The 13,362-nt window shown below is 69.6% G+C and carries 12 protein-coding genes; 9 read left to right on the top strand and 3 right to left on the bottom strand.

Annotated features, from left to right (window positions below; genetic code table 11):
* Positions 1 to 162 precede the first annotated feature (162 nt).
* The 7 genes from ON41_RS33400 to ON41_RS33370 all read left to right on the top strand — a co-directional run bounded on the left by ON41_RS33400 (position 163) and on the right by ON41_RS33370 (position 8,383).
* On the top strand, positions 163 to 1,314 hold the full coding sequence (locus ON41_RS33400) for an ABC transporter substrate-binding protein (RefSeq protein ID WP_157185728.1): 1,152 nt from the start codon (positions 163 to 165) through the stop codon (positions 1,312 to 1,314).
* Entirely contained in the window at positions 1,311 to 2,477 is a 1,167-nt protein-coding gene (locus ON41_RS33395; protein WP_085995891.1) for a FecCD family ABC transporter permease, read from the top strand. The genes ON41_RS33400 and ON41_RS33395 overlap by 4 nt, the downstream gene beginning before the upstream one ends.
* A complete protein-coding gene (locus tag ON41_RS33390) occupies positions 2,468 to 3,277 on the top strand; it encodes an ABC transporter ATP-binding protein (protein ID WP_040752335.1) in 810 nt (269 codons plus the stop codon). Before ON41_RS33395 ends, ON41_RS33390 begins: the two co-directional genes overlap by 10 nt.
* A gap of 330 nt (positions 3,278 to 3,607) precedes the next feature.
* The gene (locus tag ON41_RS33385) at positions 3,608 to 4,549 is read left to right on the top strand and encodes an ornithine cyclodeaminase (RefSeq protein WP_246461619.1); all 942 of its coding nucleotides are present in this window, start codon (positions 3,608 to 3,610) and stop codon (positions 4,547 to 4,549) included.
* The gene (locus ON41_RS33380) at positions 4,546 to 5,868 is read left to right on the top strand and encodes a type III PLP-dependent enzyme domain-containing protein (RefSeq protein ID WP_051163113.1); all 1,323 of its coding nucleotides are present in this window, start codon (positions 4,546 to 4,548) and stop codon (positions 5,866 to 5,868) included. The genes ON41_RS33385 and ON41_RS33380 overlap by 4 nt, the downstream gene beginning before the upstream one ends.
* A 32-nt stretch (positions 5,869 to 5,900) precedes the next feature.
* Complete coding sequence (locus ON41_RS33375; protein ID WP_040752332.1) at positions 5,901 to 6,971, top strand: PLP-dependent cysteine synthase family protein; 1,071 nt, start codon at positions 5,901 to 5,903, stop codon at positions 6,969 to 6,971.
* 8 nt (positions 6,972 to 6,979) lie between these two features.
* On the top strand, positions 6,980 to 8,383 hold the full coding sequence (locus ON41_RS33370) for an MATE family efflux transporter (protein WP_246829650.1): 1,404 nt from the start codon (positions 6,980 to 6,982) through the stop codon (positions 8,381 to 8,383).
* 6 nt (positions 8,384 to 8,389) lie between these two features.
* Here ON41_RS33370 and ON41_RS33365 read toward each other — a convergent pair whose 3' ends face one another.
* A complete protein-coding gene (locus ON41_RS33365; RefSeq protein ID WP_040752328.1) occupies positions 8,390 to 9,205 on the bottom strand; it encodes an alpha/beta fold hydrolase in 816 nt (271 codons plus the stop codon).
* A 25-nt stretch (positions 9,206 to 9,230) separates the two neighbouring features.
* A complete protein-coding gene (locus ON41_RS42815; protein WP_218003593.1) occupies positions 9,231 to 9,437 on the bottom strand; it encodes an alpha/beta fold hydrolase in 207 nt (68 codons plus the stop codon).
* Positions 9,438 to 9,546: 109 nt separating this feature from the next.
* Between ON41_RS42815 and ON41_RS33355 the strand changes: the two genes are divergently transcribed.
* Positions 9,547 to 10,431, top strand: a complete 885-nt coding sequence (locus ON41_RS33355; protein ID WP_040752323.1) for a LysR family transcriptional regulator — start codon at positions 9,547 to 9,549, stop codon at positions 10,429 to 10,431.
* 3 nt (positions 10,432 to 10,434) lie between these two features.
* Here the strand turns inward: ON41_RS33355 and ON41_RS33350 are convergent, their stop codons facing one another.
* Positions 10,435 to 12,489, bottom strand: a complete 2,055-nt coding sequence (locus tag ON41_RS33350; protein ID WP_051163074.1) for a M3 family metallopeptidase — start codon at positions 12,487 to 12,489, stop codon at positions 10,435 to 10,437.
* A gap of 170 nt (positions 12,490 to 12,659) precedes the next feature.
* Here ON41_RS33350 and ON41_RS33345 point away from each other — a divergent pair, with 170 nt between their 5' ends.
* Positions 12,660 to 13,325 (top strand): hypothetical protein, encoded by a 666-nt coding sequence (locus ON41_RS33345; protein WP_040752319.1) that lies wholly within the window; start codon positions 12,660 to 12,662, stop codon positions 13,323 to 13,325.
* Positions 13,326 to 13,362: the final 37 nt, after the last annotated feature.

Below are 13,362 nucleotides of genomic sequence, written 5' to 3'. Positions count from 1 at the left end.
GGTTGATTCTTTCCGAAAGGTATGAGTACCTATTAGGCAAGCATCACCTTAGTTGTGTCGTGGCATGAGTATGCCGTGTGGAGACATGCGGTCGAACTGGATGAGGGATTCATGGTCAGCTCGCAGCAACACAGAATTCGGTTCCTACGTCGCTTCGCACCGGTGATTCTGTTTCTGGTGGCGGCGCTGGTCGCCGCGGTGTCGGGCTGCTCCGGCGGCACCGAGCAGGGGGCGTCGAACGGGCAGTCGAGCGGGCCGGAGGTCGAGGTCACCGATGTGCTGGGGCGCAAGGTCACGGTGAAGGCGCCCTCGGCGCGGATTCTCGTGGACGGTGCGCGCTATCTGTACACGACCGCGATGCTGGACAAGCAGAATCCGGTCGCGCGGATCGTGGGCTGGCCGAAGGACTTGCAGCAGAACGACCCTGGGACGTACCAGACGTATCAGCGGCAGTTCCCGCAGCTGGCGGACATCCCGACGATCGGCGATCTCTACGACGGATCGTTCTCGGTGGAGCAGGCGATCAAGCTGCGCCCGGACGTCTTCGTGGCGAGCGCGTCGGCGTTCAAGACGGCGCAGGACGCCGGTGTCATCGACCGCCTGGCCAAGGTCGGCATTCCGACGGTCTTCCTCGACTACTTCGTCGACCCGATCAAGAACACCGTGCCCAGCGTGGAACTCATGGGCAAGCTGCTCGACCGCAATGCCGAGGCGGCCGGTTTCGTCTCCTACTACCGGTCGGTCGTGGACGGGGTCCGGTCGCGCCTGGATGCCGCCAAACAGCCTGCGACGCCGACGTTCCTGTGGCGTGCGCCGGGGTACTTCGACTGCTGCTCTTCGTTCGCGCGCTCCAATCTGGCTGCGATCGTGACGTATTCGGGCGGCGTGAACATGGCCGACGACATGCTGCCGGGCCAGCAGGGCAGTATCTCGCCGGAGGCCGTGCTGTCGCGCAATCCGGAGGTCGTGATCGCCACCGGCGCCAACTGGTCGCCGGACACGCCGGCCAAGCCCGGCACCTTCGTCCCGCTCGGCTACGACCAGTCGCAGGAGCAGGCGAAGGCGCAGCTGCGTTCGATCGTCGACCGGCAGGCGGGCTTCTCGCAGCTGCGGGCCGTGCAGAACCACCGGACGTACGTCGCGTGGCATCACTTCTACGATTCGCCGTACAACTTCCTGGCCATCCAGTGGTTCGCGAAGTGGATGCATCCCGATCTGTTCACCGACGTCGATCCCGACGCGAGTTTCCGTGCGCTGCACGAGAAATTCCTGCCGATCCCCGCCACCGGCGCCTTCTGGGCAGGTCTGCCATGACCAGCCAGGACGTCTCGGCAAAGCCCTCGAACAAGTTCGAGGGCAACGAATCGCAGGTCGAGGGCAACGAATCGCAGGTCGGGGTCGACGGCCGGGAGCTCGAACCGGCCGCGCGCGCGGACCTCACGACGCGGGCCTACCGCGGGGTGATCCGCCGTCGCGGCTTGCTCGTGCTTGCGCTGCTGATCCTGGCGGTGGTGCTGTTCGTGGCGGACGTCGGCGTCGGCGGCAGCGGGCTGAGCCTGCCCGAACTGCTACAGGGGGTGTTCACGCCGTGGCACGCGCCCGAGACCGTCAAGCAGATCGTGTGGAATATCCGCATGCCGATGTCGGTCGTCGGCGTGCTGGTCGGCGCCTCGCTCGCGGTCGCGGGCGTGCAGATGCAGACCATCCTGAACAATCCGCTCGCCGAGCCCTACACGCTGGGGATTTCGGCGGCGGCGGGATTCGGCGCGGCTCTCAATGTGGTCGCCGGTGTCACGGTCATCCCCATGGTCGGCTCGCTGCTGAGCATGGCGGGGACGGCGTGGATCTTCGCCATGATCGCCTGCGCGGTGATCCTGGGTTTCAGCCTGGTCCGCGGCGCGAGCACCGAGACCATGATCCTGCTCGGCATCGCGATGGTGTTCCTGTTCACCGCGCTGCTGTCGCTGATGCAGTACGTGGCCTCGGACGCGCAGCTGCAACAGGTCGTGTTCTGGACCATGGGCAGCCTCGGGCGCGCCGACTGGCCGCAGGTCACGCTGCTGGCCGTCGTCTTCTGCGTGATCACGCCGCTGTTCCGGCGCTCGGCGTGGACGCTCACGACGCTGCGGCTGGGCGACGACCGGGCGCGGGCGCTCGGCGTCTCCGTCGAGCGGACCCGGATGTGGGTCCTGGTCGGTGTCTCCGTGCTGGCCGCGACGGCGGTCGCCATCGCCGGATCGATCGGCTTCGTCGGGCTGGTCGGGCCGCACGCGGCGCGAATGCTGGTGGGGGAGAACCAAAGGCATCTGCTGCCGGCGTCGGCGCTGTGCGGCGCGATCCTGCTGTCCGGGGCGTCGATCGCCAGCAAGCTGCTCGTCCCCGGCGTGATCGTCCCGGTCGGCATCATCACCTCGATCGTCGGTGTCCCGGTATTCCTCGTGCTCATCCTCACCAAGCGGAGGCAGCTGTGGGCGTAGAACTGGCCGTCGAAGGACTCACCTTCGGCTACAACGGAACCCCCGTCCTGCGCGAGATCACCTTGCCCGCAGTGCGATCCGGCACGGTGACCGCGCTGGTCGGCCCGAACGCCACCGGCAAGTCGACCCTGCTGCGCTGCATCGCCGGGTTGCACCGCGCGTCCGGCAGCGTCCGGATCGACGGCGAGGGCGCCCTCGACGCGCGTCCCGGCGGGCGCGCGATCCGGCGCTGGCTCGGCAGGGGAGCGGGCCACGACCGGATCCTGTACACCCCGCAGGAAACCCCGCCCGCCAGCTCGATCACGGTGTTCGAGGCCGTGCTGCTGGCCCGCCAGGGGCAGTTGCGGGGTCGCGCCGACGCCGCGGTCCTCGACCGGATCGGACAGGTCCTCACCCAGCTGAACCTCGACGAGCTGTCCACCCGGCCGATCTCGGATCTGTCGGGCGGGCAGCGGCAGCTGGTGAGCCTGGCCCAGGCGGTGGTCCGCGAGCCGACCGTCCTGCTGCTCGACGAGCCGACCAGCAACCTGGACCTGCGCAACCAGCTCCAGATCCTCACGCTCATACGGGAATTGGCGCGCTCCCAGCCGGCCGCGATCGTCATCACCGTGCACGACCTCGCCCTCGCCGCGCGGTTCGCCGACCAGATCGTCGTCCTGCACGGCGGGGCGGTGCATTCGGCGGGCTCCCCGGAGGAGACCATCACCGAGGCGATGCTGCGCGATGTCTACCAGGTCGACGCGACGGTCCACGCGATGCCGGACGGAACTCTCAATGTCGCGGCGAAGAGAAGTATCTGACGCACAGCGGAATTAAATCAGCGACAAATCGGACAGAAATCGCGCCGGGGCAACCGGTTCGCTATTGACGCGAACGAACGGCGAGATGTCGTCGATTCCCGGATCGGCCGGAAGAATTCGCGGACCGAGTGCCGATACCCGTCGATAAACATGTCCGACGCACGGCTGTTGGTGAATCTCGGCAGCGCGTGCGGACATGTTCGGGCGAATATCGAAGCCCTTGCGGGACAAATTAGGTGAGGCTACCCTCATTCACGTCCCAGGCTGTTGGTAGATCTCGCAAACGCACGATTGGACACCGATCTCATGCACATTCTCACGCGCAGTGATTTGTCTGACCTGCCCTTATCCGCCCAGGATGTCATCGCCGCCGTGGAGGACGGTTATCTGGCGCTGGCGGACGGAAAATCCCGTTGTCCCACGAAGCTGATGATGCCGCTGCCCGACGAGACGCGTGACTCCGTCTCGTATTCGATGCTCGGCTACGACGCCAACCTCGAGCAGCTCGGATTCAAGACCTCCTACCGGCAGGGGAGCCGGAGCAACGAGAAGTACTACACCACGATCAGCCTGTACGACGACGCGACCGGGCTGCCGTTCGCGCTGATGGACTGCCAGCGGGTCGGCGCCTCGCGGACCCCGGCGACGACCGCCCTCATCGCGCGGGAATGCGCGCGCCCGGATGCGCGCTCCGCGTTGATGATCGGGACCGGAGTGCAGGGCGTCAACACGCTGCCCTACCTGCTGACGGCCCTGCCGAAGCTGGAGAAGCTGCGCCTGTTCGGCACCCACCCGGAGGGAATCGCGCTGTCGCAGAAGGTATTTCGCGACCATTTCCCCGACCGGGAGATAGCGCTGGTGCCCGATGTGCCGGAGGCGGTGGCGGACTCCGACATCGTGGTCGTGGCCTCGGGCCGGGCGGCGCATCCGCCGGTGCAGACGAGCTGGCTGCCCGCGGGCGGGCTGCTGATCTCGGTGGCGAGCAAGGGTGTCGCGGCCGGCGCGCTGCGCGACGCCGACTACACCGTCACCACGAGCATCGGGCAGCTCGGTGTCACGGGGACGCGGCTGGCGGGCCCGGACGGCGAGGTCCACATCGACGGGACCCTGCCGGAGATCCTGGCGGGCACGGTGATCGGGCGGCGCGCCGCCGACGACCGGATCTTCGCCTTCTCCAGCGGCATGATCATCACCGACATCCCGGTGGCGCACGCGCTCGCCACCCGTGCGATCGCGGCCGGTCGCGGACAGCGGGTCGAGCTGTGGCGGTGACGATCTCCTCCGCGCCCCCGACCTCGTCCCACCTTCCCGCCCGCCAATCCGACTGGGCCCTGCGGGTGCAGCAGGATCCGGTCCTGCTCGGCGACATCGCCCGCGCCGTGGACGGCCCCTTCCACGTCATCGATCCCGCCCGGTTCGGGGCGAATCTCGCGGCGTTCAAGGCGGTCCTGTCCGCGGCGGGGGTGGACGGCCAGATCTACTACGGCAAGAAGGCGAACAAGGCCGGCGCCTGGCTCGGCGAATGCGCGCGGCACGACGGCGGCGTCGACGTCGCCAGCGTCCCCGAACTGGTGCACGCGCTCGAGTGCGGGGTCCGCGGCGAGGACGTCGTCGTCACCGGCGCCGCCAAGGCCGACCGCCTGCTGTGGCTGGCCGCCCGGCATCGGTGCCTGATCGCCGTCGACAACCTCGACGAACTCGAACGCATTGCCGCACTACATATTCCGGTGCGGATCCTGCTGCGCGTCCTGCCGGATGTCAACCCGGACAGCAGGTTCGGGCTCGACCGGAAACAGGTGGAGCACGCTCTGGACCGGTGCACCGCCGAGTCCTCGCGGATCTCCATGGAGGGGTTCTCCTTCCACCTCGACGGCTACGAGGTGCGCCCCCGGGCCGAACTCGCCGACCGGTTGATCGATCTGTGCACGGCGGCTCGCACCCGCGGCCTGCCCGCGACGTCGATCTCCATCGGCGGCGGCTTCGCGTGCAGCTACGTCGACGAAGAGGACTGGGAGCGGTTCCGGTCCGGTTACCGCGACGACTGGTTCCACGCCGGTAGGAAATTCGCGAAATTCTATCCCTACCACCAGAATCCGACCGGCGCCGCCATGCTCGCCGACATCCTCGGGCACATCGGCCCGCGCCTGGCCGGGACGGGGACCCGGCTGTTGTGCGAACCGGGCCGGGCGCTGCTGGATCAGGCCGGATTCTCCGTCTTCCCGGTCCAGGGGTACAAGGAGCGCGGTGATCACGGGGTGGTCGCGGTCGGCGGGCTGAGCATGAGCGTGTCCGAACAGTGGAAGGGCAGCGAATTCCTGCCCGATCCGCTGCTGTGGCACCCGGATTCGGCTCCCGGCGATCCGGTCACGGCCTTCGTCGGGGGCGCGAGCTGTATGGAGTACGACGTGCTCACCTGGCGCAAGATCGGTTTCCCGCGCCGTCCCGCGCACGGCGATCTGCTGATCTACCCCAATACCGCCGGATATCAGATGGACAAGAACGAGAGCGAATTCCATCAGCTCCCGCTACCGCCCAAGATCCGCCTCGCCGACCACGACGGCCGGATCACCTGGGCCTTCGACACCCACTGACACCGGCCGCGACGCAAAGGAATTCCGGCACGATGCTGACCACGATCAGCCCTCCGCAGGTATCGATCCCCGATCGCGCGTCCGAACTGATCGGCGATACGCCGCTGCTCGAGTTCACCCGCACCGGATCGGGCACCCGCCTGCTGCTGAAACTCGAGCAGTTCAACCCGACCGGATCGGGGAAGGTGCGCATGGCGCGCCGCATGATCCTGGACGCCGAGCGCAGCGGCGCGCTCGCCCCGGGCGGCCATATCGTCGAGCCGACATCCGGCAATACCGGACTCGGCCTGGCGCTCGTCGCGCTCGAACGCGGCTACCGGTTCACCGCCGTCGTCGACGCCCACGCCGCGAAGGACAAAGTGCGCGCGATGGCCGCGATGGGCGCGGAGATCGTATACGTCGAGGGTGGCGCGTCCGGCGGGCCCAGTACCGTCGAACGCCGCCGGATCGCCGACGAGATCGCGGCGCGCACGGGCGCGTTCCGCCCCGATCAGCACAACAATCCGGGCAACGGCGCCGGATACGACGAGCTGGCCGGGGAACTACGTGACTCGCTGGGGGAGATCGACTACCTGGTGGGCGCTGTCGGCACGGGCGGCTCGCTGTGCGGGACGGCGCGCGAACTGCGCAGACACGGATCGCGGGTGACCACCATCGGCGTGGAACCGCTCGGATCGATCATCTTCGGCGGGCCGGGCGGCCCGTACTGGCAGTCGGGCGCGGGCAGCCCGCCCGGATTCGACGTCGGCGCCAATGTCGACTACTCGGCGATCGACGAGGGCGTGCAGGTCGGTGACGTCGACGCCTTCACCACCGCCCGCGTCATCGCCCGCCGCACGGGCCTGCTGGTCGGCGGCACGGCGGGCGCCGCGGTGAACGTGGCGCTCAAACGGCTCACGCTGGTGCCGGCCGGCAGTACGGTCGTCGTGCTCGTGTGCGACGCGGGGGAGAAGTACCTCGACAGCATCTACGACGACGACTGGCTGCGCGCCCGCGACCTGCTGGACGAGGCGGCGCATCGCCGCACGCAGCGCCTGCTCGACGCGTACGCCGACTCGGTCGGCATCGCCGCGGCGGACCTGTTGTTGCGGGCCGGTGCATGATGTCTGCTGTGGACGAGGGCATCGGCGGGCGGCTGCGCGGGTATCGGCCCGTGCTCGCGCTGGCGGCGCCGATCGCGGGCATCCAGCTGGCCCAGGTCGCGCTGACCACCGTCGACCTGGCCATGATGGGGCTGATCGGAGTGACCGCGGTCGCCGCGGGCGGTCTGTCGGTGCTGCTGTACAACCAGCTGCGCACGATGACCGTCGGCATGGTCACCGGGATCGGGAACCAGATCGCGTCCGCGGCCGGGAAGGGTGAGAAGCGCACGGGCTCGGGCGAACTCGACGAGTCCGCCCGCGCGGAGATCCGCGGCCTGACGCGGGCCGGATTCCTCGTGGCCACCGTGGTCGCGATCGCGGGCGCGGTGATACTGATCGGGATCGGTGCCGTACTGCCGTGGTTCGGGCAAAGCGACGAGGTCGTGCGGCTCGCCCGGCCGATGATGGCGGCGCTGGCGCCCGGACTGCTGCCGATGCTGTGGCTGAACGTGTTGCGGCAGTTCGCCGTCGGCATGCGCCGGCCCGGGTCGCTGCTCACTGTCACCCTCGTGTCGATCGCGGTGAACGCCGCGCTGAACGGGGCGTTCATCTACGGCTGGCTGGGTATCCCCGCGCTCGGCCTGACCGGAATCGGGCTGGCCACCACCACGGTTCAGGTGTTCACCCTCGCCGTGTTCTACTCGCGGGTCCGCCGCGACACCCACCTCACCGGGCTGATCGCCCTGGACTGCTGGAACGCCGACCGCGCCACGGTCCGCCGCATCGTGAAGATGGGCACGCCCATCGCCCTCACCTACGGCAACGAGGCGGCCATCACCTCCGTCGCGACCTTGATGATGGGCGCCTTCGGTCCCGCGATGCTCGCGGCGAGCAACGTGGTCAACCAGCTCGCTTACATCGTCTACCAGCTCAATATCGGTCTGTCCCAAGGGTCGTCGATCCTCATCAGCCGCTCCGACGGGGCGGGGGACCGGGCGGCCGCCGGCCGGATCGCCCGGCGCGCGCTCACCCTCAGCGTCACGGCGATGACCGTCTTCGCGGTGGTGTATCTCGTCGCGCCGTCCGTCGTGCTCCTGCCGTTCCTGCACGGCGAGCACGACACCGAGGTCGTCACCACGGCGACCGCCCTGCTCGGATTCGCCATCGCCCACCAGTATTTCAAGGGCGCCCAGAACGTCGGGGTCGGACTGCTGCGCGGCTTGGGCAACACCACCGCCGGCCTGCGGATCACCCTGATCGGCTACTGGGCCGTCGGCATTCCCGCCATGGCGGCGGCCGCCTACCTCCTGCACTGGCGCGGCTACGGCGTCTGGTTCGGACTGTGCCTGGGCTTCGGCGCCACCGCGGTCCTCATGCTGCGCCGATTCCGGACCGAACTGCGCCGGGAGCCCGCGGAGGCCGCGGTCCACTGAGGGCATTCAGGCCGTGACCTGGGCATCCAGGAAGGCGGTGATCTTGGCGTGGAAGCCGTCCGGGTCCTCGGCGGGAGCGCCGTGGCCCGCGTCGATCTCGGCGTAGCGAGCGTCGGGGATGGCTTTCAGTAGCTGTCGTTGCTGGTCGGCGGGGATGACCCGGTCGTGTGCGCTGGCCAGGACCAGGGACGGTGCGGTGATGCGGCCGAGGAGGCCGGTGAGGTCCACGGTGCGGTCGACCTCGGTCTGGCGTGCCGCGCCGGGGGCTATCGCGTCGGCGAGCTGGGCGATGAGGGCGGTGTTCTCGGCCTCCGTGACACGGTCCCAGTAGCGCGGGCCGAGTGCCGCGAGGGGGAGATAGTGCGGGAACAGGGTGGTGCCGTGTTCGGCGTCGGCGCGGAGAAGGTCGAGCCAGTACCGGAATTCGGCGTCCATGCGGGTGTCGGTGCGGACCCAACCGGCGTGCATCAGCAGCGAGTACGGCCGGGCGGGGTCGGTCGCGGCGACCTGCGCCGCGACCGCCGCGCCGAGCGAGTGGCCGACCAGATGGAATCGCCCGAGACCGGCGTGGTCGGCGACCGCGCGGACCTCGGCCGCGAGATCGGCCAGGGTCAGCGGGCCGCCGTGGTCGACGGTCTCCCCGGAGCCCGAATAGTCCAGGGCGACAACGGTATAGCGGGAGGCGATCGCGGCGGTCAGTGCCGCCCATTGCGTGCGGTCGGCCGCGGTGCCGTGGATCAGGACCACGGCGGGCCCGCTGCCGGTGCGGTCGTAGGCGACGGTGGCCGGGCCGCCGCTGAGCTGAACTGTGGTGGTGTACATGGTGATTCCGTTTCTCGGTGGCGGGTCAGGCGGCGACGGCGGCGGTGAATTCGGCGGCCTTCTCCTGCCGCGGCATATGCCCCGCGCCCGCTATGACGAGTTCGGCCTGCTGCGCGCCCCAGGCCCGGCCGCTGGTGCCCCAGCCGTGCAGGAACAGCAGCGGCTGCCCGGCGCCCTCGTCCTCGTAATAGAGCTGGGTGTCGTCGACGGTGAGGTACGGCATTGTCGTCACTTCCTATCACTGGTTTTCCGGGGTGAACCCAAGGAAACCGTGATCGGCGGCGGGGAGAAATGGCCGGATCGCGCCGACACTGATCACCGAAACTGATTAATCTGGCGGGGTGGAGCTTCGCCAGTTGCAGTACTTCCTGATCGTGGCCGAGGAATTGCACTTCGGACGCGCCGCCGAACGGCTGCACATCGTGCAGTCCGCGGTCAGCCAGCAGGTGAACCGGCTGGAGAAGGAACTGGGCGTGGCCCTGTTCGAGCGCACCACCCGCACCGTGCGCCTGACCGAGGCGGGCCGGCGGCTACTGCCGCACGCCGAGCACGTGCGGGACGCGGTGGCGGGGGCCCGGCACGCCGTCGACGATCTGCGCACCGAACGCACCGGGACCATCCGGCTGGGGACCAGCACCGGCCTGGGCACGCGGTTGGAGACCATCGTGGTCGAATTCGCCCGCCTCGCACCCGATGCCCGCCTCGAACTCGTGAACGCCGGAGGAGACGAGCGGATCAAGCGGGTGCGGTCGGGTGAGCTGGACGCGGCCGTCGTGCGCGGCCCACGCGAGGCCCCCGGCCTGGAACTCCTGCCGCTGTGGTCGGATGCGCTGGTCGCGGCCATTCCCGCGCGGCACGATCTCGCGGTGCTGCGTGAGATCGAGCTGTCCGCCCTGGCCGGGCTGCCGCTGCGGGTCGTGGGCCGCTCGCGCAATTCCGCGCTCCACGACCTGATGGTGGACAGCTGCCGCCGGGCCGGATCCGAGCAGATCTTCGGGCCGGAGCTGCCCACCGAACAGGACACGTTGGCGGCCATCGGATTCGGCCCGCCGAGCTGGACGGTGTACTACGCCGCCATGGCCGCCCAGCTGTCGTTCCCCGGCGTCGTCTTCCGGCCGCTGCGCGATCCGGAGCCGATGATGCCCAATTTCCTCGCGGTGCGCCCGGACCCACCGCGGGCCGAGCTACGCGCGCTGATCTCCGCGTGCCACGTGGCCGGCGACTGATCGTTACGCGCCCGTGAGACCGCGGCGGGCGAGCAGCGGCTCGATCTCCGGGTCGCGGCCGCGGAAGTCACGGAAGGCGGCCATCGGGTCGACGCTGCCGCCGCGGCCCAGCAGGGTGCGGCGGAAGTGGTCGCCGTTGGCGCGGGTGAGGCCGCCGTTCTCGTGGAACCATTGGACGGTGTCGGCGTCGAGGACCTCGCTCCAGATGTAGGAGTAGTACCCGGCGCTGTAGCCGCCGCTGAAGACGTGCGCGAAATAGGTGGTGCGGTAGCGGGGCGGGATACTGTCCAGTGCGACACCGGCTTTCACGAGTGCGTCGCGTTCGAAACGCTGGACGTCGCCGATCGCGTCGTCGGCGCCCACGGCGTGCCAGGCCTGGTCGAGCAGCGAGGCGGCGAGGTATTCGGTGGTGGCGAAGCCCTCGCCGTACTGCTGGGAGGCCATCAGCTTCTCGACGCGCTCGGCGGGCAGGGCCTCGCCGGTCTCGTGGTGGCGGGCGTAGTTGGCCAGCACCTCCGGCCACAGCATCCACATCTCGTTGACCTGGGACGGATATTCGACGAAGTCGCGCGGCACGTTGGTGCCGGAGAACATCGGGTAACGCACCGACGAGAGCAGCGCGTGCAGGGCGTGCCCGAATTCGTGGAACGCGGTGGTGACCTCGGCGAACGTCAGCAGCGTCGGCTCACCCGCCGGCGGCCGGTCGACATTCAGCACGTTCACCACGACCGTCGCGCGGCCGAGCAGTTCCGACTGGTCGACGAAGGTGTTCATCCAGGCCCCGCCGCGCTTGGAGTCGCGGGTGTAGAGGTCGAGCAGGAACAATCCCAGGGGGCCGCCGTCGGCGTCGCGGACCTCGAACGTCCGGACCTCCGGATGGTAGGAGGGCAGGTCGTGCCGTTCGGTGACGGTGATGCCGTACAGCCGGTTCGCGGCGAAGAAGATGCCGTCGGTGTAGACGCGGTTCGCCTCGAAATACGGCCGCAGCGCCTCGGTGTCGACGTCGAAGCGCTCCCGGCGGACCTGCGCGGCGTAGTACGGCCAGTCCGACGGCCGCAGCCGCGCCTGCGGTTCGTCGGCCTCCAGCAGCCGCTGCAGTTCCTCGGCCTCGGTACGCGCGTTCGCCACGGCGGCGGGGGCCAGCCGCTCCAGCAGGCCGGTCGCCGCCTCGGCGGTCACGGCGGTCTGGTCCGCGATCACGTAGGCCGCGTGGTTCGGATAGCCGAGCAGCGCGGCCCGTTCGGCGCGCAGGCGGGCGATCTCGGCGACCACGGCGTTGTTGTCGAAGTCGTTGCCGCGGTTGCCGCGCGCCATCGACGCCGCGTGGACGCGCTCGCGGACGGCACGGTCGCGCAGGGTCGCGAGCGGCGCCGCCTGGCTGGTCGGCAGCGTCAGGGCGAGGACGTAGGCCCCGGTCTCGCCGCGCGCGGTCGCCGCCTCGGCCGCGGTGGCGAGTGCGTCCTCGCCGAATCCGGCCAGCTCGGACCGGTCGGTCAGCACGACGGCCAGATCGTTGGTGTCCTTGAGCAGGTTCTGCTGGAAGCGGGTCTGCAGCGTCGACAATTGCGCGTTGAGTTCCCGCAGTCGCTCCTGATCGGCCTCCGGCAGCCCCGCCCCGGCGCGGGTGAAGGCCAGGTGCCGCCGTTCCAGCAACCGCAGCGATTCCTCGTCCAGCCCGAGGTCCTCTCGGCGCGCGTGCAGGGCATCGATGCGGGCGAACAGCCGCGGGTCGAGGTGGATCGCGTCCTCGTGCGCGGCGAGCCGCGGCGCGAATTCGGCTTGGACGGCCTGGATCTCGTCGGTGCTGTCGGTGCCCGCCAGGTTGTAGAACACGCTCGCCACGCGCTCGAGCAACTCCCCGGCGCGTTCCAGGGCCACTACGGTGTTCTCGAATGTCGGCTCATCGTCGCGCGCCGCGATCTCGTCGATCTCCGCCGCGTGTTCGGCCAGTCCGGCCTCGAGTGCGGGCCGGTAGTGCTCCTCGGAGATCAGGTTGAAGGGCGGCAGCGCGTACGGCAGCTCGCTCGGTGCGGAGAACGGGTTGTCCGGCGAAAGCATCGGGGCAGGCTCCTGATCGGGGGCGGACTCGGCTTCCGCCACAGTACGTGGACAGCGCCGCTCCCACCGCTGACATCCGGTGCCGTGCAGAAGGCGGCGGCGGTGCGACACGGTGTCGGCTTGTTCGGGCATGTGGGGGCGGTGTCGGTGGGCGCGGTTAGTCTGCGGTCGTGGTCAGACCCGATACGGCGTTGCGCCGCTTACTGCGTGAGACGGAGAAGTTGCTGCAGCCGTACGGCTTTCACGGCTCCGAACCCCTATGGGTGCGGGTGCGACCGGCGGGCGTCGCGTCGGTGGGGCGGACCCGTGTGGCCCGCACGTGGACCGGCGGGCGGCAGGTCCTCCGCTTCGGCCTGGAACTGAACGCGACGCCGCTGGCCTGGTGGGAGTACTGCAACTGGCGCAACGCGCGACTCGGGCTGCCGGAGGTGCCGCTGGAGCACGCGTCCGGCCCCGGCCTGGCAGGCGCCGAAACCCTCTCGGCCGAGCTGACCGAACCGTGGTCCTTGCGAGTCGACCCCGAACAGCCGGGCCAGCACGTCCTGCAGAGCGATCTCGACGCCATTCGCGCCGACCTGCCCCGCCGCGTCCACGCCTACGCGCGCCGCGCACTGCGCCTGGTGGAACCGGACCGGTACCTCGCGGAACTGACGTCCCGCCCCGACGCGGGAAGCGCGGCCCGGGAGGCGATCGTCGTCCTCCTCGCCGACCGCGGCCCCGGCCCCGACCTGGACGAGGCGATAGCCCACCTGCGCCTGTGCCACACCGACGGCGATTCCCGCACCTACGCCGACGACCTCATCGCCTACGCCCGCTCCCGCGCCGCTCTGGTCTGAGCGATAGGTCGCGGGTCGGCCTCCGGCGGTGCGGTGT

It is taken from the genome of Nocardia transvalensis NBRC 15921, from assembly GCF_000308875.1.
GTDB lineage: Bacteria > Actinomycetota > Actinomycetes > Mycobacteriales > Mycobacteriaceae > Nocardia > Nocardia transvalensis.
The sequence above is the reverse complement of the archived record's forward strand: the minus strand, read 5'-3'. Positions and strand labels throughout refer to the sequence as shown.